Consider the following 21312-nt stretch of genomic DNA (forward strand, 5'->3'; position numbering starts at 1 on the left):
AGCGGCGCCCGCCCGCGCCGCGCACGATCGGCGCACAATGATCGGCCACTTCGACACCGCGCCAGCCGCAAGGACCCTTCGTATGCCGACGAGCCTGTTTTCCGCCGCCCGCGTGGGCGCCATTGACGTCGCCAACCGCGTCGTCATGGCGCCGCTGACCCGCAATCGCGCGCCCAACGCGGTTCCCACTCCGCTGATGGCCACCTACTACGCGCAGCGCGCCGACCCCGAAACCGGCGCCGGCCTGATCGTCAGCGAAGCGACCGCCATCAGCCCGCAAGGCCAGGGCTACGCCGACGTGCCCGGGCTGTACGGCTCCGAGCAGATCGACGGCTGGAAGAAAGTCACCCGCGCCGTGCACGAGGCGGGCGGCAAGATCGTGTGCCAGCTGTGGCACGTGGGCCGCGTGTCGCACCACCTGCTGCAACCCGATCATGGGGACCCGGTCGCCCCTTCCGCCATCCGCGCCAACACCAAGACCTACCTGATCGACGGCGAAGGCCAGGGCGGCTTCGCCATGACCAGTCAGCCGCGCGCGCTGCACCGCCACGAGATCCCTGGCATCGTGCACGACTACGCCGTGGCCGCGCGCAACGCCGTGCAGTCGGCCGGCTTCGACGGCGTGGAAATCCACGGCGCCAACGGCTATTTGCTGGACCAGTTTTTGAAGACCAACGCCAACCACCGCAGCGACGACTACGGCGGCAGCATCGCCAACCGCGCCCGCCTGATGCTGGAAGTCACCCGCGCCGTGGTCGACGCCGTGGGCCACGACCGCGTCGGCATCCGCCTGTCGCCCGTCACGCCCGCCAACGACATCCACGACGACGACCCGCAGCCGCTGTTCGATCACCTGCTGGCGCAGCTGGCGCCGCTCGGCCTGGCCTACGTGCACGTCATCGAAGGCGCCACCGGCGGCCCGCGCGTGGTGGACGGCCGCCCGTTCGACTACGCCCAGGCCAAGGCCGCCTACCGCCAAGCCGGTGGCCGCGCCGCCTGGATGGTCAACAACGGCTACGACCCCGAACTGGCGAAAGACGCCATCGCCAGCGGCCGCGCCGACTTGGTCGCCTTCGGCAAGGCCTTCATCAGCATGCCCGACCTGACCGAGCGCCTGCGCCGCGGCGGCCCGTTCCAGGGGCTGGACAAGGCCACGATGTACGGCGGCGGGGCCGCCGGGTACACGGACTACCCGCCGCTGTAAACATCACTGACGCCGTGACGCGCGGTGCTCAGCCCGCGCTCCCCGTTGGGCCGCGATAGTCGCCCATTCACAACACTCCCGTTGAAAGCATTGGCTTCCTGCGAAAAACCGCAAGCAGTTAAGTCGCAATGCATAGGCAAAACCGCCAAAATACTATACTCAACGTCATATAGGGAGCGTCAAAAATGCAGCCAACATTCGTCCGTTCACTGATCAGCGGCGCGGGCCTGACCCTGCTGGGCGCAGCCGCCTTCGCCCAGGCGATCGACCTGTCCAGCGGCAGCGCCGTGGTACCGCCCGGCGTCTACGGGATCGACGTCACCGTCACCAGCGGCAGCGGCGGCGGCGGTGGCAGCGATGCCGAGCGCACCATCGGTACCACGACCACGCAAGGCCCGGGCGGCCAGGGCGGTGCCAGCACCACCGTCACGGCGACCATCGCCGTCCAGCCTGGTCAAACGATCACCGTGGTGCAAGGTGCGGCAGGCGCAGGCGGTGAAAACAAGCAACACAACAACTCTGGTGGCAAGACCGGTGGCGCCGGCGGCGCGGGCAACGGCGCCGGCGGCACGGGCGGGGGCGCCAACCACAAGGATTACAGCGGTGCCGGTGGCGGCGGCGGCGGCGCCAGTTCGCTGACCGTGGGCAACCTCATCATCATCGCCGGCGGTGGCGGTGGTGGTGGTGGTGGCAGCTGGGGCGTGCCCGGCGGGACGGGTTTCGCGGGTGCCACCGCGGTCGACAACGTTGCGACCTGCGCGGGCGCGCCGGGCGTGGTCGGCGTGGGCGACGAAGCCGCGGGCGTCAACGGCAACACCTCCGGTGACGGCGCAGGCGGTGGCGGTGGCGGTGGCGGCTACACCGGCGTGGTCGGTGCCGGTGGTGCGGCCGGGCGCGAACACGCAGAACCCTTCAGCTCGGGCGGCGGTGGCGGCGGCGGTGGTTCTTGCTACTTTGCGGGCGACGCGAACAACAGCTTCGTCTCCGCGCCCATTGCCGCGGCCGGCCCCAACGGCGGCACTGGCGGATCGAGCAGCGACAATACCGCTACCTTTGCCAACGCCGGCACCGCAGGCACCGTCACGGCAGTGGTCAACCCCGCGGTGGTCGCTCCTCCGGTCGTGGCCGTGCCGACCCTGGAAACCTGGGGTCTACTGACGATGGGCACACTGCTGGCGGGCTTCGGCATCCGTCGCGTGCGCAAGCAGGGCTGACGTCCAGCCCAAGCACCTGCCCGGCCGCGTGGCCGGGCAACACATAAACAAGGCGCCTGCGGGCGCCTTGTTCATGCCCTCAGCCGGCCGCCTTCAGCGCCGCCGCGTGGTGCGCCATGTGCTCGCCCATGAAGCTGGCGATGAAGTAGTAGCTGTGGTCGTAGCCCGGGCGCATGTTCAGCGTGAACGGGTGGCCGACCTGCTCGCACGCGGCTTTCAGCAGTTCGGGCTGCAGTTGGGACAGAAATTCGTCGTCCGCGCCCTGGTCCACCAGGATCGGCAGACGCTCCTTGGCGCCGGGGATCAGCGCCACGGTGTCGTGCGCGAGCCATTGGGTGCGGTCCTCGCCCAGGTAGGCGGTGAAGACCTTCTGGCCCCAAGGCACGGCGCTGGGCGCGACGATCGGCGCGAAGGCCGACACGCTCTGGTAGGCGCCGGGGTGGCGCAGCGCCAGCGTCAGCGCGCCGTGGCCGCCCATCGAATGGCCGAAGATGCCCTGGCGCCCGCTGGTCTTGACGCCCTGCTGTTGCAGCAGGGCGGCGACCACCTCGGGCAGCTCGTGCACCACGTACTCTTCCATGCGGAAATTGGTGGCCCAGGGCGCCTGCGTGGCGTTCACGTAAAAGCCCGCGCCCTGGCCCAGGTCGTAGGCCGGGTCGTTCGGTACATCATCGCCCCGCGGGCTGGTGTCCGGCGCGATCAGGATCAGGCCGTGCTCGGCCGCGAACTGCTGCGCACCGGCCTTGGTGATGAAGTTCTGCTCGGTGCAGGTCAGGCCGCTGAGCCAGTAAAGGACCGGGCAGGCCTCGCCCTTCAGCGCGGCGGGCGGTAGGTACACGCCCAGCTTCATCGGCGTGCCGGTGCTGCGGCTGGCGTGCTGCCAGACTTCCTGGCGACCACCAAAACTGGCGTGGTGTTCGGTGCGTTCCATGGGGCTTCTCCTCTGGAAATGACTACAAAAACAGGAGCTGCCTGCGCATATCAGGCGCCGGCCAGCGGCCTAAAACACGTGAAATCCGGTCAGCGCCGCCGCGGCTCGAAGCGCTGGTAGCGCCCCGGTTGGGGCAACGCCGTCTCGTCCATCAGCTGCCAGCGGCCGCGCAGATCGCGCGTCAAACGAAACGCCGACATGCCGGGCACGCCCGGTTGCGTGACGACGATGCGGCAGCCATCGCGCTGCCAGCGCGCGTCAACGGTGTCGGGGCGCTCATGCAGCCAGCTGTCAAAACGCGGCGTGCTGTCGGCCACGCGGCAGGGCGCGTCAGCCCAGGCCAGCGGCGTGACAAGCAACCAGGCCAGAGCTATGATTTTCATAGCTTGCCGCGCAAGTCCCTGTACCGCCACAGGCCGATTGGGCACTTAGTCGGCGTAGTGCACCACCGAGCGGATCGACTTGCCTTCGTGCATCAAATCGAACGCTTCGTTGATGTCCTTCAGGCCCATGGTGTGCGTGACGAAGGGCTCCAGCTGGATCTTGCCGGCCATCGCGTCCTCAACCATGCCCGGCAGTTGCGAGCGTCCCTTCACGCCACCGAACGCCGTGCCCAGCCATTTGCGGCCCGTCACCAGCTGGAACGGGCGGGTAGAGATCTCCTGCCCCGCACCGGCCACGCCGATGATCACGCTCTGGCCCCAGCCCCGGTGGGCGCATTCCAGCGCCGCGCGCATCACGTTGACGTTGCCGATGCACTCAAAGCTGTGGTCCACGCCCCAGGTCGTCATGTCGACGATCACCTGCTGGATCGGCTTGTCGTGGTCCTTGGGGTTCACGCAGTCGGTCGCGCCGAAGGTGCGGGCCAGGTCGAACTTGCCGGGGTTGGTGTCGATCGCGATGATGCGGCCGGCCTTGGCCAGCTTGGCGCCCTGAATCACCGCCAGGCCAATGCCGCCCAGGCCGAACACGGCCACGCTGTCGCCTTCCTGCACCTTGGCAGTGTTCTTCACCGCGCCCAGGCCCGTGGTCACGCCGCAGCCCAGCAGGCAGACCTGCTCGGGATTGGCCTTGGGATCGATCTTGGCCAGCGACACCTCGGCCACCACCGTGTATTCGCTGAACGTCGAGCAGCCCATGTAGTGGTAAATCGGCTCGCCGTTGTACGAAAAACGCGTGGTGCCGTCGGGCATCACGCCCTTGCCCTGGGTGGCGCGCACGGCCACGCACAGGTTGGTCTTGCCACTCTTGCAGAACAGGCACTCGCCGCATTCGGCGGTGTACAGCGGAATCACGTGGTCGCCGGGCTTGACGCTGGTCACGCCCTCACCCACTTCGACCACGATGCCCGCGCCTTCATGGCCCAGCACGGCGGGGAAGATGCCTTCGGGGTCGTCGCCCGACAGCGTGAAAGCATCGGTGTGGCACACACCGGTGTGCGTGATCTTCACCAGCACTTCGCCCTTCTTGGGCGGTGCCACGTCGATCTCGACGATCTGCAGGGGTTCTCCGGCCTTGAAGGCCACGGCGGCGCGGGATTTCATGAAAAACGGTCTCCTAGAGGGTTCGGGTCAGGCGCCGCACGCAGCCGATCACTTGAGGTAGGAGCGCACCAGCGCCGCCACCTCGTCGATCGTCTGCGCCGGGTCGCCGGCGGTCACGGCATCAGGGCCGAAGTTCTCACGCAAGTGCCCTTCCAGCACCTCGGCCATCAGGCCGTTCACGGCCCCGCGCACCGCCGCCAACTGCTGCAGCACCTGCGAACAGCTGGTGCCGGCGTCGATCGCGCTTTCCAGTGCTTCGGCCTGGCCACGGATGCGGCGCAGGCGCGTGATGGCGCGTTTTTTCTCTTCGGGCGTGTGCGGCATGGCGGGCCTCGCGTGAAAATACTCTAGGGTAGTATAAACGCACGCGTTGCATTCCCCTTTTGAGGGCTTCGGACGCGTGCTCGCGCGCAGGGTGCCACAGCGCGTGGGGCGCCGCAACAAGAAGGCCGCCCTGCGGCGGCCTGGAAATGGTAAGGCGGCGTAAAAAGCCGCTCAGTCCCCCAAACCGATCGGCGCCGGTGCCTCGCGCACGATGCGCGAGAACAGCGTTTCATAGACCGGGTCGGGCTGGTATTTGCCCGTCAGCGGATCGCAGTTCTTCTCGAATGCAGCGTCCAGCTCGTCCCAATCGGCCGCCGTCAGCGCGCGCTCGGCCGCGGGCAGCACCTCGGTTTCTTCCAGGCGCATGTGCTCCAGGTACAGGTTCACGTAGCGCGTGAATTCGGTCACGAAGAGCTGACGGCGCGACTCGCCCAACAGCTCCCACGCCAGCAGCAGGTGCTGCACGTCGCGCACCGCGCGCTCGGTATATTCGTGGTCGCGGTCCAGCCGCGCGATCGCCAGGCCGACCTCCGGCGCGGCCTTGGCCACCCGCGGGAACAGCAACTGGCTTTCCTTCGGGTGGTGCCGGCGCTCGGGAAACTCGTCGATGTAGAACAGCATGGCGCGCAGCACCTCGAAGAAGTTGCGCGGATCGTCCCTCGGGCCCCGCTCCACCATCATGCGCATCGACTGCAGCATGGCGGCCAGCGACGAATGCTCGTCGCGAATGATGTCCAGGGTGCGGTGTTTCATCGGGTCTCCTCGGGTTCCGACCAAGTCTAGGAACGACCCGCGGCGCGTGGTATGACCTGCGTCAAGGAACGGGTGAGCCACCCCGCCGACGGCACGACACCGCCTCTGCTTCTGCTGGCTGGGCGCTCAGCTGCATTGGGGCGCCCAGCCTAAATTTTGTGACTGGCGCATAAGCTGCCGAGCGCCTCCCTTGTTTCGGGTTTCTTAAGCGCCCCCCTGCGCGCTCAGTGCCAACCACCTTCCCGACCGAACGCGTCTTATCATGTGCCAACCTCTTCACGGTCGCGTCATCTTCGCCATGCATGCACGCCGCAACAGCAGCCCGCGTGCGCCAGCCAAGCCCATGCCGATCACCGGCGCGACCCCCGGTACATGACCCCATCCGATCCCCGCCCCATTCACAACACCAAGAACATCGACCTGTTGCGCGGCAGCGCCGCCATTCTGGTGGTGCTGAGCCACTTTGAAGCGCTGCGCGGTATCCACTTTGGCTGGTTCGGGATCAATGGGGGATGGGTCGGCGTACAGCTGTTTTTCGTGATCAGCGGCTACCTGATTATTCAGAGTGCTTACAAATATTCGGCCCGCGAATACTTTATTCATCGGATTTTCAGGATTTTCCCGGCTTATTGGTTTTGGTACATCGTTTTCGGCTTGTTGAGTGGGAAATTGGTGGCATCGGCGTTGGCCGACCCGTATTTCTACGCGAACCTGGTAATGCTGCAGCACTTCATTCCAGAAGCGTACCTGCGCTACACCTTTATCCCCCCGTCGTGGACGCTGAGTGTGGAATGGGTCTGGTATATCCTGGCCTTTCTGCTGGCGCTGACCAGTCGCACGCTGATCCTGCCGTACTTTTTGATCTCAATCGTCGTTGCCACGTGGTGGGCGGCGGGCGGCGTCCTGCTGCACCCGCTGGCGGAGTCCTTGAATCAAAAAGACCCCATTTACGTCTATTTCTTCCTTTCCAATAACCTGATCGGACAGTTGCCATTTTTCCTGATGGGTTGTGTGATTTACCTTTACCGCCCCAAGCTGCCGATGGTTCCGGTCGCACTGGCGTCGGTGGTTGCCCTGGCGACCTTTTCCCAATGGTCGCCCCACTTCCCCAACCCGATTTTCCTGACGGGCTTGGCGATCGGCGGGATCTTCTGGACCTTCATCAACATGAAGCGCACTTTTCACGGCAGGGTCGTGCGTTTTCTGTCCGACACGTCCTATTCGATTTATCTCGTCCACTACCTCGTTATCGCGTACGTGTCGGAGCACCTGGAACACAAATACGCTGTCGTGCTCGTGTCGCTGGCCGGCATTTTCAGCATCGCGTACCTGAGCTACCGCTTCATCGAAAAGCCGTTCATGCGGTGGGGCCGCCAGCTCGCCAACAAGGGAGCCGGCCACCCAGAGAAGACGCCGGCGTGAAGGCGCTGGCCGACCGGCCGACGCCACCCACTCATTCCTTCCCGCTCGGCTTCCAGCGCTTGAGCAGCAGCGCATTGCTCATGACGCTCACGGAGCTCAGTGCCATGGCCGCACCGGCCACCACCGGGCTGAGGTAGCCCAGCGCCGCCAGCGGGATGCCCGCCACGTTGTAGATGAAGGCCCAGAACAGGTTCTGGCGGATCTTGCCCACCGTGCGGCGCGAGATGTCCAGCGCCGCCGGCACCAACCCTACATCGCCGCGCATGAGCGTAACGCCCGCCGCGTGCATGGCCACATCGGTGCCGCTGCCCATGGCCATGCCGACATCGGCGGCGGCCAGCGCCGGCGCGTCGTTCACGCCGTCGCCGACCATGGCGATGACGTGGCCCCCGCGCTCCGTGGGCGCGCGGGGTGTGCTGCCCGGGGCAGACGCTGGTTCAGTGCCCACGCCGAAACCCGCGCCTTGGCGCAACGCGTCGATCGCCGCCGCCTTGTCGCCCGGCAGCACGTCGGCCATCACCTCGCCCGCGTCGGGGTTCAGGCCCAGGCGCCGCGCCATCGCCTCGGCGGCGCCGCGGTTGTCGCCGCTGATCATCACGGCGCGCAGGCCCCGCGCATGCAGCGCGTCAATGGCCGCGCGGGCGCCAGGCTTGGGCTCGTCGCCAAAAGCGAGCAGCGCGAGGGCACGCGGCGTTTCGCTTTCTTGACTGCGCACGGCAACTATCGAAACGGTAGCACCTCGCGCTTGTTGCTGTAGGGCTTCCGCCTCAAAAGGCTTCAAATCCACGCCCAGCTCCTGCATCCAGCGCTGGCTGCCGATCAGCACCGTGGCGCCGTCCACCCAGCCTTCGGTGCCGCGCCCGGGCACGGCGCGGGCGTCCTGTGGCTCGGTCAGCGTCAGCGACGCGTCCTGGGCGGCGGACACGACCGCGCGGGCCAGCGGATGTTCGCTGCCGCTTTGCAGACTGGCGGCGGTGCGCAGCGCGGCCGCTTCATCGACGCCCGGCGCGGGCACCAGCGCCAGCAGGCGCGGCCGACCCTCGGTCAGCGTGCCGGTCTTGTCGAAAGCGACGGTGTCAACGCGGTGCGCCACCTCCAGCGCTTCGGCGTCCTTGATCAGAATGCCGAACTTGGCCGCCACCCCGGTGCCTGCCATGATGGCCGTCGGCGTGGCCAGACCCAGCGCGCACGGGCAGGCGATGACCAGCACCGCCACGGCGCGGATGATGGCCGTCTCCAGCCCGATACCGGCCAGCCACCAGCCCACGAAGGTCAGCAGCGCGATACCCAGCACCGTCGGCACGAACACGGCTGAGACCTTGTCGACCAGCCGCTGCACCGGCGCCTTGGCCGCCTGCGCGTCTTCGACCAGCCGAATGATGTGGGCCAGCACGCTTTCGCTGCCGGCGGCCGTCACTTCCACCCGCACGCGGCCGTCGCCGTTGATCGACCCGCCCGTGAGCGTGTCGCCGACCGACTTGGCCACCGGCAGCGGTTCGCCCGTCAGCATGGATTCGTCCACCTGCGTCGCGCCATCGGTCACGCGGCCATCGGCCGGAATGCGCTCGCCCGGGCGCACGACCAGCGTGTCGCCGCGGCGCAGTTCGTCCACGGGCAAATCTTTCTCGCTGCCATCCCAGTCGATCACGTGCGCCACGTCGGGCCGCAGCGCATGCAGCGCGCGGATGGCCGCCGTGGTCTGGCGCTTGGCGCGCGATTCGAGCCACTTGCCCAGCAGCACCAGCGTGACCACCACGGCCGCGCTTTCAAAGTACAGGTGCGCGTGTTCGCCGTGGCCCGAAAACAGCCACAGCCAGACCGACAACGCCCACGCCGCCGAGGTGCCGATGGCCACCAGCAGATCCATGTTGCCGCTGCGGGCGCGCAGCGCGTGCCAGCCCGCCTTGTAAAAGCGCGCGCCCAGCCAGAACTGCACCGGCGTGGCCAGCAGGAATTGCACCCACGCAGGCGGCATCCACGTGATGCCGAAGGGCATGAGCAGCATCGGCAGCACCAGCGGCGCCGACAGCAGCAGGCCAATGCCCACGGGCGCAAAACCGGCCCAGGGCGAACCGTTGGCGTCGTCGATGGCGGCATCGGCCGCGCGCGGCTCGTAACCGGCATCGCGCACGGCGCGGCGCAGTTGCGGCGCCAAGGCCTCAATGCCCGGCGCCGTCACGCGCGCCGATTCTGTCGCCAGGTTGACGTTGGCGTCGGCCACGCCCGGCACCTTTTTCAGCGCCTTCTCGACCCGCGCGACGCACGAAGCGCAGGTCATGCCGCCCACGCCCAAGTCCAGGGTTTGCAGGGTTTCGGTGTTCATGTGGGCAGTATGAACCTTGCCATCATGGCAGAGTCAAGCCGTAAAGAGAATTTGAAAGAAATCAGGCTCCAGCACTACAACCACCTGCGCTGACAGCTCCTAACTTCATACCAAAAACCCAGCGGTGTTCGACCAGGCTTGACCTTCCCACCATGGCAAGCCTCAGACTTGCGCCATCATCGTCCCACCGCCCCCCAAAGGAGACCCTCATGCAACAGCAATTCACCGTCACCGGCATGACCTGCGGCCACTGCGAAGCCGCCGTGACCCGCGCCATCAAGCAGCTGGACGGCGGCGCGCAGGTCAAGATCGACCGCAGTCAGGACCTGGTCGAGGTGGACTCGACCGAACCGCGCCAGGCCATCGCCGACGCCATCCGCGAAGAGGGCTACACGGTCGAGGCCTGAGGCCCGCACCGACGGCCCGCCACCTTCCATGACGCCCGATTTGCCAACGATGACGAACGACCCCGTGCCCATCGGCGAGGCCGCGCGCGCCTCGGGCGTGTCGGCCAAGATGGTGCGGCACTACGAATCGCTCGGCCTCCTCGGCGACGTGGCGCGCACCGAATCGGGTTACCGGCAGTACGGCGCGGCCGACGTGCACACCCTGCGCTTCATCAAGCGGGCGCGCGACCTGGGCTTTTCGATGGCCGAGATCGCCGACCTGCTGAGCCTGTGGCGCGACCGCTCGCGCGCCAGCGGCGACGTCAAGCGCATCGCCCAGCAACACGTGGCCGACCTGGACGCGCGCATCGCCGCCATGCAGGCCATGCGCCACACGCTGAACCAGCTGCTGCATCACTGCCACGGCGACCAGCGGCCGGACTGCCCGATCCTCGACGACCTGGCCGGCGCACCCCCGCCGTAGCCCTGCCGCGCGGCCTGCGCCAAGCCGCGGCCGAACTTTACAAAGCCTTATCCGGCGGTGATCGCACGGATACATGCGCCGACCACACTTACCTTCAAGCCGATACGCCAGACATCCCGTCCGGCGGCCAACGGCCTCGCCGGGATGGCCCGGCGACACCGCAAGGAACATCGACATGACCAAGGCACCCAAGCACCTCCTCCTGGCCACCCTGCTGGCCGCCACCGGCATCGTGGCCACGGCACAAACCCCCGCCTCGACTGCGCAGCCGGCACCCACGGCAGCGCCCGCCGCCGGCGACGCCAGTGCCCAGCCCGGGCAGCGCCAAGCCCGCGGCAACCCTGCCGAGCGCCAGAAGCGCTGGGCCGAACACCGCGCCAAGCGCCAGGCCGAACTGAAGGCCGCGCTCAAGCTGACCTCCGCCCAGGAAGGCGCGTGGATCACCTTCACCACTGCGACGCAGCCGCCCGCCCGAGCCGAGCGCTCTGCGCAAGACCGCGATGCGTTCAAGAACCTGAACACGCCGCAGCGCATCGACCTGATGGAAAAGCGCATGGCCGAACGCCAGGCGCACATGAAGCAGCGCGGCGATGCGGTCAAGACCTTCTACGCCCAGCTGACGCCCGAGCAGCAGAAAGTGTTTGACGAGCGCGGCATGCGCTTCGGCAAGGGCGAGGGCAAGCGCGGTCACCGCGGCGGCCACCATGGCCACCATGGCATGGGCCCCGGCCCCCGCTGATCGGCGCACGGCGACCGACCTGGCGTCGGTTGTTCCCCTGCAGGTGACGCGCCGAGTGCCACCGCAGGTCCTCGGAACCAGCCCCGGCCCTTGGGTCGCGGCTGGTTTTTTTTTTGGACTGTCGAGCGGAGCCCTGCCTGCGCCGCGTGTGCCCGGCGGCAGGCGCAGACTTGACCCACATCAAGCTTACGCCGGTATACCCAGTCCAATCGGCCGCCAGCGCCCACTGGAAAAGCGCGAGCAGCTATAGTTTTGAGAATCCCGGGGCCCGCCCGCCAACTGGCACACCCCGGCCTTTGGACGTAAGCTGAGTCCCGTGCCGCACATCGCCCCTCCGCCCCCACCGCTGCCGCCGCGTCCCGCCCGCGGCACCCTGAAACTCCCGGCCGTGCGCCAGGTGCCGGTGTCGGCGCCGTTCCAATGGCTGGCGCTGGGCTGGCGCGACCTGTGGCGCTGCGGCCGGTGCAGCCTGATGCACGGCGTGGCGCTGGCCGCCTTCGGCGCGCTGCTGCTGTGGCTGGCGCGCGACCACTTCTGGCTGCTGGCCGGTGCCTTTTCGGGCTTTCTGGTGGTGGCGCCGGTGCTGGCCACCAGCCTGTACGCGCTCAGCCGAGCCATGGAGCGCGGCGAACCAGCCAACTGGCGCACCATCCGCAAGACCTGGACGCGCTGGCAGTACTCGCGCCCGGCCGTGCACGGCGGCTACTGGAGCCTGGTGCGCTTTGGCCTGCTGCTGTCGCTGGCCGGCACCGGCTGGGTGCTGACCTCGGCCGCGCTGATCACCGCCATGGCGCCGGAGCCGGTCAACACGCCCATGGACTTCGTACGCCACGTGGTGCTGTCGCACCGCGGCTATCTGTTCGAGCTGTGGCTGACCATGGGCGCGCTGATGGCAGCGCCGCTGTTCGCGTCCAGCGTGGTCAGCATGCCGCTGCTGCTGGACCGACGGGTGGACGTGCTGCAGGCCGTGCTGACCAGCTGGCAGACGGTGCTGACCAACCCGGGCGCCATGGCGCTGTGGGCGGCGCTGATCATGGGCCTCACGCTGCTGGGCATGGCGACTTGCCTCATCGGCCTGATCGTCATCCTGCCCTGGCTGGGCCACGCCAGCTGGCACGCGTACCGTGCACTGGTCGACGCCAGCACGCTGCCCGAGCGCCTGCCGCCCGAGGGAGGCCGCTGACCATGTTCGGTTTCAACGAAGAGCAGATCGCCTGGTTCGGCCTCACCGTCGGCGTGGGCGCGTTCATGCTCTACATGGTCTTCATCATCGCGCAGCTGGCCTGGGAGTCGAAGGCCGGCAAGTTCGGCACCTTCGTGCTGTTCCTGGCCCTGGCCTTCGGCATGGTCGGCTTTCTGGCCAAGACGGTCATCCAGTGGGTCCTGGAACGCTGACGCGCTGAACCGGCCGGCCGCGTTGTCGGCGCGGGCGGCGTACGCCCCATCGCCTTGTGGATAAGTCTGTCGCCAAAAGCCGGACAACCTGCTACTTATCCACAGAAGCAGGCCGCGTGCCCAAGTTGTACCCAATTCCGGCACCGCTGACGGCACCCGGCTGCACAGACTTTGTCCGATTGCAAATCCTTGTCACGTCACAGAAAAAAGTACTTGTCCCAAAAAACGACCAGCCTCTACTACCACTACTAATTTGAAATAAAGACATTGGAGAGAAGTCAGCACCCGCCTTTTCCACCCAAAAAGCCGCAGCGCGGCGCGGTCGTGGTCAACTTCGGCCGCTGGCCGTCCCGGCGTTGCTATCAGCCGTTACATCCCGGCCGTCACGGGCAGGCGCCACACCCCGGGTCCGCTGGTAAGATCGGCCGGCTTTTCCCCCGTCCCGCACCCGGGCCATTTCCTCGACGCCGCTTTGCGCCCATGTCCGTAGCCCTCGCCGGCCGCAGCCCCACCACCTTCGAGATCAAGAGCGCCAGCCTGCCGCTGCTCGCGCTGCGCCTGAAGTCGCCCGATCTCCAGGTGCTGGAGGACGAATTGCGCGCGCAGTACGGCGACAAGCCCGATTTCTTCGACCACGACCTGCTGGTGCTGGATCTGTCCACGCTGCAGGCCGAAGCCAGCGAGGAAGCATCGCCCGCGGAGCTGGACTTTCCGGCGATCGTGGCGCTGCTCACCGCCCACCGCCTGCGCCCCTTGGCCGTGCGCGGTGGCAACGACGAACAGATGGCCGCCGCCGTGGCCGCCGGGCTGCTGGCTGCAAACGACGTGCGCGTGCAGACCGCCGCGCGCCCGCCCGAGCCGCCGCCCACCACCGCCACGGCCGCTCAACCCGAGCCGAGCGCGCTCGAAGCCCCACCGCCCGGCGCCCTGGTGATCGACCGGCCGCTGCGCTCCGGCCAGCAGGTGTACGCCCGCGGCCGCGATCTGGTCGTCATGGCCATGGTCAACCCGGGCGCAGAGGTCATTGCCGACGGCCACATCCACGTCTACGCCCCGCTGCGCGGCCGCGCCATCGCCGGCGCGCGCGGCTGGCCCGACGCCCGCATCTTCGCGCGCGAGATGAAGCCGGAGCTGGTGTCGATCAGCGGCGTCTACCGCACCAGCGACGAGGCCTTGCCCGGTGAAGTCTGGGGCCACGCCGCCACAGTGCGCCTGCAGTCGTCGGAAGAAGCGGGCGACAAGCTGATTTTTGAGCAAGTGAACGCGTGATGAGGTACCCCCCTGAGGCGCTGACGCGCCTTCCCCCCGCGCTCTGCGCGCTGGCGCGCTGCGGGCAGGGGGACAACGCCAGTGGCCGGCGCAGGTCCGGCAACGGCGTTTGCTTGCACGGCCTGCTCCGCGGCCATCTGACTTCAGGCCGAGCGCTCGCGCGCACCGGCTACCGAATCGATTGAACAAGGTGATCACAACATGGCAAAAATCGTCGTAGTGACTTCCGGCAAGGGCGGTGTGGGCAAGACCACCACCAGCGCTGCCTTTGCCTCGGGCCTGGCACTCAAGGGCCACAAGACGGCGGTGATCGACTTCGACGTCGGCCTGCGCAACCTCGACCTGATCATGGGCTGCGAGCGCCGCGTGGTGTACGACCTGATCAACGTGATCCAGGGCGAAGCCAACCTGACGCAGGCGCTGATCAAAGACAAGCAGTGCGAGAACCTGTACGTGCTGGCCGCCAGCCAGACGCGCGACAAGGACGCGCTGACGGAAGAGGGCGTCAAGAAGGTGCTGGACGACCTGGCCGCGATGGACTTCGACTACATCGTCTGCGACTCGCCCGCCGGTATTGAAAGCGGTGCGCTCCTGGCCATGCGCTACGCCGATGAGGCGCTGATCGTGACCAACCCCGAAGTCTCCAGCGTGCGCGACTCCGACCGCATCCTGGGCATGCTGGGCAGCAAGACCCAGCGCGCCATCGACGGCAAGGACCCGGTCAAGGAACATTTGCTGATCACGCGCTACAACCCCAACCGCGTGGCCGACGGCCAGATGCTGAGCCTGCAGGACATCCAGGACATCCTGCGCGTCAAGCTGATCGGCGTGATTCCTGAAAGCGAAGCCGTGCTGCAGGCCTCCAACCAGGGTCTGCCCGCCGTGCACCTGAAGGGCACCGACGTGTCGGGCGCCTACCTGGACGTGATCGACCGCTTTCTCGGTGAAACCGACAAGCCCATGCGCTACATCGACGCCGAAAAGCCCGGCTTCTTCAAGCGCCTGTTCGGGGGCAAGTAAACGATGTCGTTCCTCTCCTTTTTCCTGGGCGAGAAGAAGAAGACCGCCAGCGTCGCCAAGGAACGCCTGCAGATCATCCTGGCGCACGAGCGCGGCGGCCGCACCGGCGCCGACCCCGACTACCTGCCCGACCTGCAGCGCGACCTGATCGCCGTGATCAGCAAGTACGTCAAGATCGACCCGAAGGACATCAAGGTCAACCTCGAGCGCGAGGAAGATCTGGAGGTGCTGGAGGTCAAGATCGAGTTGCCGGAGAAGAAGTAGCACCCCCCTGAGGCGCTGACGCGCCTTCCCCCCGCTCTCTTCGCGCTGGCGCGCTGCGGGCCGGGGGACAACGCCAGTTGCCGGCGCAGGTCCGGCAACGGCGTTCGCTGGGGTGGCCTGCTCCGCGGCCATTCGTCCGGCGGGCTGGTTGGCGTGGTACGGCGACAGCGAGCGGCGGGCTTGTCAGAAGCGTCGACAGCGGCTTCCGTCCGGCCGCAGCGATTGTCGATTTGGTCGCTGGTGTGCCGGGTTGTGACGATGGTCGTGATGCGATAAATTGAATTAAATCGACCTCTAGCCCTACAACCACCTGCGCGGTCAGCTTCTTATTTAATAGCAATCTAGAATGGCTGGCATGTCTTCAGCCACCGCCTTGCCCAAGCCGACGATCCTGGTGGTGGAGGACGAGCCGGGGATTGCCGACACCATCCACTACGCGCTGGCCAGCGACGGCTTCGAGCCGGTGGCTTGCACCAGCGGGCGCGAGGCGATCACATCGTTCAGCGCCGCGCCGCCGGCGCTGGCGATTCTGGACGTGGGGCTGCCGGACATGAACGGCTTCGAGCTGTTTCGCCGGCTGCAAGATCTGCCGGGCGGCAAGCAGGTGCCGATGCTGTTCCTCACCGCGCGCACCGGCGAGATCGACCGCGTGGTCGGGCTGGAGCTGGGCGCGGACGATTACGTGGCCAAGCCGTTCTCCCCGCGCGAATTGGTGGCGCGCGTGCGCACCATCCTGCGGCGCAGCCAGCGCGCGAACACTGAACCCGTGGCGTTCGCGGCGCCTGCTGCTGCCGCCGAAGAATTTAAAGAGAATCGGGCTGTGGCCCTAGAGGAATCAGCGCGGTCAGCTCCTGAAAAAGGAGCGGAAGGCGCGTTGCAACATGGTGCCCTCAGCTGCGATGCCGAGCGCCGCCTGATCCGCTTTCACGGTCAACCGCTCGAACTGTCGCGCTACGAATACGGCCTGCTGGCCACGCTGCTGCAGCGCCCGGGTCGTGTCTTCACGCGCGACGAGCTTCTGGAACGCGTGTGGGACGATCCAGGCGACAGCTTCGACCGCACCGTGGACGCGCACATCAAGACCCTGCGCGCCAAGCTGCGCGCCGTGCGCGAGGACGAGGACCCCATCCGCACGCTGCGCGGTGTGGGCTATGCGTTGCGCGAGGCCTAACGGACCGCGGCCTTCAGACTGTCGCTTGCGTCAGTGCTGTCGAGGCTTTGAAGGAATTGCCGAATGTTGTCTTGCGCCGCCCGATTAATGGATTCCCTTGCCCGAGTAACTCCATAGAAAGCATACCCGGCAGGTACGACGCCTAGCGAAGTGACATCCTTCGAATAAAGAACGGCACCCGAGGCTCGATCGATCACTTCATATCGGGCAACTGAGTGCGTTCTCATCTCAGCTCCGAATCGCGGTATCTCAAACGCGAGAATCTTCACTTGAATACTGACTTTGGTGGCTGCCTCATCTCGGAAAACCGTCATTCGATCAAGGCCCGCTTGCAGAGCTTCCTTCCAATACGCCGTTACCCTATCCATATCTGTGGGAATTCCACCCTGCTGCTCACCAGGCTTTGCGAGCGTGACAGTGATAGACCGTAGTTCAGCATCTACTTTCTTCTTCGAAACCTGGACATCGGAAACGGAGAAGTTCAGTGGAGGTGGTGCTGTGCAACCAGCTACCAATGCGGTTGCGACAATCAAAAGAAGGGTGCGGAGAAATCTCATACAAAGAGGAAAAGGATCCGAGGATGAATAAAGTATCTGCTAGATACCTTATTATACGATTAGATACAACTCTTTCATCCCGTACTTCGCGTGTCACGCCGCACCCGCATCTTCCTCGCGCTGATCGCGGTCTACGCCATCGGCATGGCGGCGCTGCTGTACCAGCTGCTGGCCGACCTGGATCCGCGCTACCGCGAATCGGCGGAAGAGGGCCTGATCGAGACCGCGCAGCTGATGGCCACGGTGATCGAGCAGGACGTGGAGTTCGGCGCGCTGCCGACCGACCGCATCGGCGGCATCTTCCGCGACCTGTACGCGCGGCGCTTTTCCGCGCAGGTCTACCAGCTGCACAAGACGCGCGTGGACCTGCGCGCCTACGTCACCAACCGCCACGGCGTGGTGGTGTACGACTCGACCGGGCGGGCGCTGGGGCAGGATTTTTCGCACTGGCGCGACGTGCGGCTGACGCTGCTGGGCGAGTACGGCGCGCGCACCACGCGCGACGTGCCGACCGACGCGACCAGCACGGTGATGTACGTCGGCGCGCCGATCCGCTGGAACGGCGAGATCGTCGGCGTCGTCACGCTGGGCAAGCCGGTGCAGAGCTTCGGCCAGTTCGTGGCGGCGGCGCGCAACAACGTGATCTATGTGGGGCTGGTGTCCGGCTTGTCCGCGTTGCTGTTGGCGCTGGTGCTCTCTTTTTTGCTGATCCGGCCGTTGGGCATCTCCAGCGACCTCTTCGCCGCGCTGCGCACCGCGTGGTGGCGCGACGAGGGTGGGCGCCGCCACTTCAGCCCGCGCCGGGCCTGGCGCGCGGTGCGGGCGCAGGCGCGTGCGGCCGGCCAGGAGGTGCGCGACGCGATCGCCGGGCGCAACTACGTGCAGGACTACGTGCGCCAGCTGACGCACGAGCTGAAAAGCCCGATCTCCGCCGTGCGCGGCGCGGCCGAACTGCTGCAGGAGCCCGGCATGCCGCCTGAGCAGGCGGCGCGCTTTGCCGCCAACATCGCGCGCGAGTCCCACCGCTTGCAGGAAGTGGTTGACCGCATGATGGAGCTGTCTGCGCTGGAAAGCCGCCGCATGCTGCGCGATCAGCAGCGCGTGGCGCTGGCCCCGATGCTGGAAGAGCTGGCCGCCGCGGCGCGCGCCCAGGCGCCGCGTTTGCGCATCGACGTGCAGATCGATGACGACGTCGCGGTGGAAGGCGACCCATTCCTGCTGCGCCGCGCGGTGGGCAACCTGCTGGACAACGCGGTGGAATTCACCGCGCCGATGGCTTCGCTTGCGCCGGGCGACGCGGCGCGGGGCGAGTCCGGCAGCGCCGACATCGTGCTGCGCCTGTCGCGCGACGGCCGCATGGCGCGCATCGCCGTGCGCGACCACGGCCCTGGCGTGCCAAGCTACGCGGAGGGCAAGCTGTTCGACAAGTTCTTCTCGCTCGCGCGGCCGGGCTCGCAGAAGAAGAGCACGGGGCTGGGCCTGTCCTTCGTGCGCGAGATCGCCACCTTGCACCAGGGCAGCGTCGACGTGGGCAACGCTGTGCCGCGCCGCGGGCCGGATGCGCCGCGCGCCGACCAGGGCGCGCTGGCCGTGTTGCGGCTGCCGGCCCTCAAGCCATGAAAAAAGCGCCTGGCCGGTGGGCGAGGCGCTTGCGCTGTGCTGGCGGTACCGACCGCGAGGTCGACGCCAGGGGCCTGCTTACTGCGAGGCGATTTCCAGATGGGCCGCGCGGGCTTGCTGGACGAACTCAAGGAACGAAACGATCACGTTGCGCACGGTGGACTCCATGTCACAGGAGATGCCATCGAAAGGGATCTGGCCGCGTGCATCTCCATCCGGGCCAGCCCTACGGGAAAACAACTAAGTAGAATCCCTAATATCTAAAGTATACAACATCCGGCCAGTTGGTGCTGCGCTGCAGCACTCTGCCCTGTCAAGGTGGTGCGCGTGGCCGCTGCGGGGGTTCGGGGGCCGACCGGCTTGGCCCTGCGGCGACGCAGGTGATGGCTTGCTGCCGCCAGCGCTTGGCAGGGGCGCGTGCCGCGGGCTGGACCTTATCCGCGGCGTGGCTCGCCCAACCCCACAAGCCCGATCGCCCACAAAAAAGCGGCCCGAAGGCCGCAGGGCACGCCACCGAGGAACCGTGGCATGTCAGGAGATCCTTGTGCGCTTCAGGCTGCCTTCCAGCTGCCACCGTCTTGCTTGAAGACGATTTTTTCGGGCAGGCTGGACAGCGAACCTTTGTAGACCTCGCCACCGTTGGCGAAGATGGCGAAGTTCTCGTCTTCCACCAGGAAGAAGGCCTGGCCGGTGGGGGCGGTCTGCAGCTCGGCGCAGCCGGATGCTTTGACGGTCACGCCGCCTACGCCCTGGCCGGCACCGTCCAGGAATTCGACGCGTACTTTCTTGGCTGACATGTGGTGTTCTCCTTGCCTAGCGGCAGTGATGTCGTTGGTCGATGAGGAACCCTGACTGTGACAGCCAAGCTTTGCCTTCGCGCAGCGTTGGCGACCTCGTGCGCGACAAATTGCACGCTCTCGCAACGTCTGTCGAAGGGCCTGTGAACGGCCCGCCACGACATTTTTCACACCCACGCGCATCGCGTTCAACTGATATTAACATGTGATGGAAATATGGTTCACGGCGGCTCTGAATCGGCGCGAGCAGCTATGGATTTCGTAGCTCAAATGGGTCGATCACTTCTCACATCGATTGCGGTTGCGGCGCACCGTCGGGTGCCGCAGTGGCGGGCGCGGGCTTGGCTGGTGTGGCGCCCATGCACCACCAGTCGACGTGACGCGTGGTCAGCATCAGCGTGGCCAGCATGCCGAAGACCAGCAGTGCGCCCAGCAGCAAGGCATTGCTCTCTGACGCCAGCAAACCGTAGAGCGCGCCATACAACACCGCCACGTACGCGGCCAGCGTGCCGCCGCGCCGCACGCCGCCCAGCACGGCGCTGAAGTAGGTGCCGAGCAGCAGCACACTGGCGCCCGCTGCGCTGGCGTAGGCGATGGCAAAACCCAGCTTTTCCGACAGCGCCAGCAGCAGCAGGAAGAACACCGCGATCGACAGCCCGACCAGCGCGTACTGCACTGGGTGCAGGCGCAGGCGCTTGAACAACTCGACCATAAACACCGCCATCAGCACCAGCGCGATGAAAAGCGCGCCGTACTTGGCCGCGCGCTCGGCCATCGAATAGACGTTGACGGGCTGCGCCAGCGCCACGTTGAAGCTGTCCAGCGCGCCGTCGCCGGCCCGGGCCTGCTCGTCCGACGCGGTCAGCGACGCGCGCAGCTGGTCGCGCGTCTGGCTGGTCAGTGCGGCGATGCGCCAGCGCGCGTCAAAGCCGCTGTCGGTCACCGTGCGCTCGGTCGCCAGAAAGCGCCCGCCAAAGCGCGGGTGCGGCCAGGGCGAAGTCAGGTGCGCGGTGGTTTCGTCGCCCAGCGGCGCGATCGACAACTCGTTCTGCCCGGCCAGTTGCAGTGCCAGCTGGAACGGCATCGCCTGCCCGGCGTTGAAGGCCTGCAGCGCTGCGCCCGACAGCGGGGCGTGCACGCCAGCGGCCAGCCAGGAGCCGGTCGGCACGTGCGGCACGCGCGCGTTGAAGGCCAGCGCCGCACCCGCCAGCGTCAGCCGCGGCGCGCCTTCCAGCCCGCGCAGGTCGGTCACGCTCAGCGCCAGCAGCGGCGCCTGCACTTCCACGGTCGACCCCGCCACCTTCTGCGGCAGCTGCGCCGGGGTGACCGGCGCAAAGCGGCCGTCGATCTGCCCCTTGAGGCGGTAGAACGGCACGGTGAAGATGCCGCGGTAGCGCTCTTCGGGCGTCAGCTGCCCGCGCACGTCCATCTGCTGCGGAAAAAAGAGCTGAAAGCGCTGTTCTGACCGGGGCTTCAGGCCGATCTGCTCGCCGCGTTCGTTGCGCTCGGCGACCTGCCAGCGCTCGACGTAAGGCACGAACAGCACCGGCCCCACCAGGCGCTGCGGGCCCACGTGGGTTTCGGCCAGCTCGCTCACCGCCGACGCCTGCGTCGCGTTGCGTTCGCGGATCAGCGACTCGATTTCGCCCAGCGGGATGCACAGCAGCAGCAAGAGCAGCAGCAGGGCCAGGACTTTGGCCAGCGTCGATTCGCGCCAGGCGGCTAAGCGGTTCATGGGGTGTTCCCTTGTTCGGTGTGGTGAGGGCGCCGATGCTCGCGGCTACCGACGAAGCGCGTGTGAAGTCGCAGCAACGCTTCGGTGTGCGCGTTTCACCGCGACTTCACGCCGACTTCACACAGCGCGATCGCCTTCGCAGGCACTTCATTCGCCCTTC

The 21312-nt window shown here is 66.9% G+C and carries 21 protein-coding genes; 13 read left to right on the forward strand and 8 right to left on the reverse strand.

Features of this window, described 5'->3' with window-relative positions; translation table 11 throughout:
* Positions 1-82 precede the first annotated feature (82 nt).
* Complete coding sequence (locus FVQ98_RS09545; protein WP_147913200.1) at positions 83-1204, forward strand: alkene reductase; 1122 nt, start codon at positions 83-85, stop codon at positions 1202-1204.
* A 185-nt stretch (positions 1205-1389) separates the two neighbouring features.
* On the forward strand, positions 1390-2418 hold the full coding sequence (locus FVQ98_RS20235; RefSeq protein ID WP_147913201.1) for an IPTL-CTERM sorting domain-containing protein: 1029 nt from the start codon (positions 1390-1392) through the stop codon (positions 2416-2418).
* A 79-nt stretch (positions 2419-2497) separates the two neighbouring features.
* Here the strand turns inward: FVQ98_RS20235 and fghA are convergent, their stop codons facing one another.
* The 5 genes from fghA to FVQ98_RS09575 all read right to left on the reverse strand — a co-directional run bounded on the left by fghA (position 2498) and on the right by FVQ98_RS09575 (position 5970).
* Positions 2498-3349: an S-formylglutathione hydrolase gene (fghA, locus tag FVQ98_RS09555; RefSeq protein WP_147913202.1), complete on the reverse strand. Its 852-nt coding sequence runs from the start codon at positions 3347-3349 to the stop codon at positions 2498-2500.
* Between the two features lie 89 nt (positions 3350-3438).
* On the reverse strand, positions 3439-3732 hold the full coding sequence (locus FVQ98_RS09560; protein WP_147913203.1) for a hypothetical protein: 294 nt from the start codon (positions 3730-3732) through the stop codon (positions 3439-3441).
* Positions 3733-3777: 45 nt separating this feature from the next.
* Positions 3778-4893, reverse strand: a complete 1116-nt coding sequence (locus tag FVQ98_RS09565) for an S-(hydroxymethyl)glutathione dehydrogenase/class III alcohol dehydrogenase (RefSeq protein WP_147913204.1) — start codon at positions 4891-4893, stop codon at positions 3778-3780.
* Positions 4894-4941: 48 nt separating this feature from the next.
* Positions 4942-5217, reverse strand: coding sequence for a metal/formaldehyde-sensitive transcriptional repressor (locus FVQ98_RS09570; RefSeq protein ID WP_147913205.1), 276 nt, complete (start codon positions 5215-5217; stop codon positions 4942-4944).
* A 171-nt stretch (positions 5218-5388) separates the two neighbouring features.
* Positions 5389-5970, reverse strand: coding sequence for a hemerythrin domain-containing protein (locus tag FVQ98_RS09575; protein ID WP_147913206.1), 582 nt, complete (start codon positions 5968-5970; stop codon positions 5389-5391).
* Between the two features lie 372 nt (positions 5971-6342).
* On the opposite strand from FVQ98_RS09575, the gene FVQ98_RS09580 reads away from it, so the two are divergent.
* Complete coding sequence (locus FVQ98_RS09580; protein ID WP_147913207.1) at positions 6343-7392, forward strand: acyltransferase family protein; 1050 nt, start codon at positions 6343-6345, stop codon at positions 7390-7392.
* Positions 7393-7423: 31 nt separating this feature from the next.
* Here the strand turns inward: FVQ98_RS09580 and FVQ98_RS09585 are convergent, their stop codons facing one another.
* Positions 7424-9715, reverse strand: coding sequence for a heavy metal translocating P-type ATPase (locus FVQ98_RS09585; RefSeq protein ID WP_255507717.1), 2292 nt, complete (start codon positions 9713-9715; stop codon positions 7424-7426).
* Between the two features lie 209 nt (positions 9716-9924).
* Here FVQ98_RS09585 and FVQ98_RS09590 point away from each other — a divergent pair, with 209 nt between their 5' ends.
* From FVQ98_RS09590 to creC, 10 genes are all read left to right on the forward strand, one after another.
* Complete coding sequence (locus tag FVQ98_RS09590) at positions 9925-10122, forward strand: heavy-metal-associated domain-containing protein (protein WP_147913208.1); 198 nt, start codon at positions 9925-9927, stop codon at positions 10120-10122.
* A 49-nt stretch (positions 10123-10171) separates the two neighbouring features.
* A complete protein-coding gene (gene cueR / locus FVQ98_RS09595; RefSeq protein WP_147913209.1) occupies positions 10172-10585 on the forward strand; it encodes a Cu(I)-responsive transcriptional regulator in 414 nt (137 codons plus the stop codon).
* A gap of 175 nt (positions 10586-10760) precedes the next feature.
* On the forward strand, positions 10761-11324 hold the full coding sequence (locus tag FVQ98_RS09600; protein WP_147913210.1) for a Spy/CpxP family protein refolding chaperone: 564 nt from the start codon (positions 10761-10763) through the stop codon (positions 11322-11324).
* Between the two features lie 325 nt (positions 11325-11649).
* Positions 11650-12507 carry a DUF2189 domain-containing protein gene (locus FVQ98_RS09605; RefSeq protein WP_147913251.1) on the forward strand — a complete coding sequence of 286 codons (858 nt, stop codon included), beginning with the start codon at positions 11650-11652 and terminating at the stop codon, positions 12505-12507.
* 2 nt (positions 12508-12509) lie between these two features.
* The gene (locus FVQ98_RS09610; protein WP_147913211.1) at positions 12510-12719 is read left to right on the forward strand and encodes a DUF2788 domain-containing protein; all 210 of its coding nucleotides are present in this window, start codon (positions 12510-12512) and stop codon (positions 12717-12719) included.
* A gap of 480 nt (positions 12720-13199) precedes the next feature.
* The gene (gene minC, locus FVQ98_RS09615) at positions 13200-13988 is read left to right on the forward strand and encodes a septum site-determining protein MinC (RefSeq protein WP_147913212.1); all 789 of its coding nucleotides are present in this window, start codon (positions 13200-13202) and stop codon (positions 13986-13988) included.
* 201 nt (positions 13989-14189) lie between these two features.
* A complete protein-coding gene (gene minD, locus FVQ98_RS09620; RefSeq protein ID WP_147913213.1) occupies positions 14190-15008 on the forward strand; it encodes a septum site-determining protein MinD in 819 nt (272 codons plus the stop codon).
* A gap of 3 nt (positions 15009-15011) precedes the next feature.
* Positions 15012-15272, forward strand: a complete 261-nt coding sequence (gene minE / locus FVQ98_RS09625) for a cell division topological specificity factor MinE (protein ID WP_147913214.1) — start codon at positions 15012-15014, stop codon at positions 15270-15272.
* Positions 15273-15627: 355 nt separating this feature from the next.
* Positions 15628-16443, forward strand: coding sequence for a winged helix-turn-helix domain-containing protein (locus tag FVQ98_RS09630; RefSeq protein ID WP_147913215.1), 816 nt, complete (start codon positions 15628-15630; stop codon positions 16441-16443).
* A gap of 647 nt (positions 16444-17090) precedes the next feature.
* A complete protein-coding gene (gene creC / locus FVQ98_RS09640) occupies positions 17091-18620 on the forward strand; it encodes a two-component system sensor histidine kinase CreC (RefSeq protein ID WP_147913217.1) in 1530 nt (509 codons plus the stop codon).
* Between the two features lie 551 nt (positions 18621-19171).
* Here the strand turns inward: creC and FVQ98_RS09645 are convergent.
* Entirely contained in the window at positions 19172-19417 is a 246-nt protein-coding gene (locus FVQ98_RS09645) for a hypothetical protein (RefSeq protein WP_147913218.1), read from the reverse strand.
* A gap of 286 nt (positions 19418-19703) precedes the next feature.
* A complete protein-coding gene (gene creD, locus FVQ98_RS09650) occupies positions 19704-21152 on the reverse strand; it encodes a cell envelope integrity protein CreD (protein ID WP_147913219.1) in 1449 nt (482 codons plus the stop codon).
* Positions 21153-21312: the final 160 nt, after the last annotated feature.

The sequence above is a fragment of the Ottowia flava genome (genome assembly GCF_008017535.1).
Classification (GTDB): Bacteria; Pseudomonadota; Gammaproteobacteria; order Burkholderiales; family Burkholderiaceae_C; genus Ottowia; species Ottowia flava.

What these genes read in the sequence shown, in the direction of transcription:
- FVQ98_RS09545 (WP_147913200.1), top strand. Translation starts at nt 83, where the DNA reads ATGCCGACGAGCCTGTTTTCCGCCGCCCGCGTGGGCGCCATTGACGTC.
- FVQ98_RS09645 (WP_147913218.1), bottom strand. Translation starts at nt 19,417, where the DNA reads ATGTCAGCCAAGAAAGTACGCGTCGAATTCCTGGACGGTGCCGGCCAG.
- minD (WP_147913213.1), top strand. Translation starts at nt 14,190, where the DNA reads ATGGCAAAAATCGTCGTAGTGACTTCCGGCAAGGGCGGTGTGGGCAAG.
- FVQ98_RS09580 (WP_147913207.1), top strand. Translation starts at nt 6,343, where the DNA reads ATGACCCCATCCGATCCCCGCCCCATTCACAACACCAAGAACATCGAC.
- FVQ98_RS09590 (WP_147913208.1), top strand. Translation starts at nt 9,925, where the DNA reads ATGCAACAGCAATTCACCGTCACCGGCATGACCTGCGGCCACTGCGAA.
- minE (WP_147913214.1), top strand. Translation starts at nt 15,012, where the DNA reads ATGTCGTTCCTCTCCTTTTTCCTGGGCGAGAAGAAGAAGACCGCCAGC.
- FVQ98_RS09610 (WP_147913211.1), top strand. Translation starts at nt 12,510, where the DNA reads ATGTTCGGTTTCAACGAAGAGCAGATCGCCTGGTTCGGCCTCACCGTC.
- FVQ98_RS09585 (WP_255507717.1), bottom strand. Translation starts at nt 9,715, where the DNA reads ATGAACACCGAAACCCTGCAAACCCTGGACTTGGGCGTGGGCGGCATG.
- minC (WP_147913212.1), top strand. Translation starts at nt 13,200, where the DNA reads ATGTCCGTAGCCCTCGCCGGCCGCAGCCCCACCACCTTCGAGATCAAG.
- FVQ98_RS09600 (WP_147913210.1), top strand. Translation starts at nt 10,761, where the DNA reads ATGACCAAGGCACCCAAGCACCTCCTCCTGGCCACCCTGCTGGCCGCC.
- FVQ98_RS09570 (WP_147913205.1), bottom strand. Translation starts at nt 5,217, where the DNA reads ATGCCGCACACGCCCGAAGAGAAAAAACGCGCCATCACGCGCCTGCGC.
- FVQ98_RS09575 (WP_147913206.1), bottom strand. Translation starts at nt 5,970, where the DNA reads ATGAAACACCGCACCCTGGACATCATTCGCGACGAGCATTCGTCGCTG.
- FVQ98_RS09565 (WP_147913204.1), bottom strand. Translation starts at nt 4,893, where the DNA reads ATGAAATCCCGCGCCGCCGTGGCCTTCAAGGCCGGAGAACCCCTGCAG.
- creD (WP_147913219.1), bottom strand. Translation starts at nt 21,152, where the DNA reads ATGAACCGCTTAGCCGCCTGGCGCGAATCGACGCTGGCCAAAGTCCTG.
- FVQ98_RS20235 (WP_147913201.1), top strand. Translation starts at nt 1,390, where the DNA reads ATGCAGCCAACATTCGTCCGTTCACTGATCAGCGGCGCGGGCCTGACC.
- fghA (WP_147913202.1), bottom strand. Translation starts at nt 3,349, where the DNA reads ATGGAACGCACCGAACACCACGCCAGTTTTGGTGGTCGCCAGGAAGTC.
- cueR (WP_147913209.1), top strand. Translation starts at nt 10,172, where the DNA reads ATGACGAACGACCCCGTGCCCATCGGCGAGGCCGCGCGCGCCTCGGGC.
- FVQ98_RS09560 (WP_147913203.1), bottom strand. Translation starts at nt 3,732, where the DNA reads ATGAAAATCATAGCTCTGGCCTGGTTGCTTGTCACGCCGCTGGCCTGG.
- FVQ98_RS09630 (WP_147913215.1), top strand. Translation starts at nt 15,628, where the DNA reads ATGTCTTCAGCCACCGCCTTGCCCAAGCCGACGATCCTGGTGGTGGAG.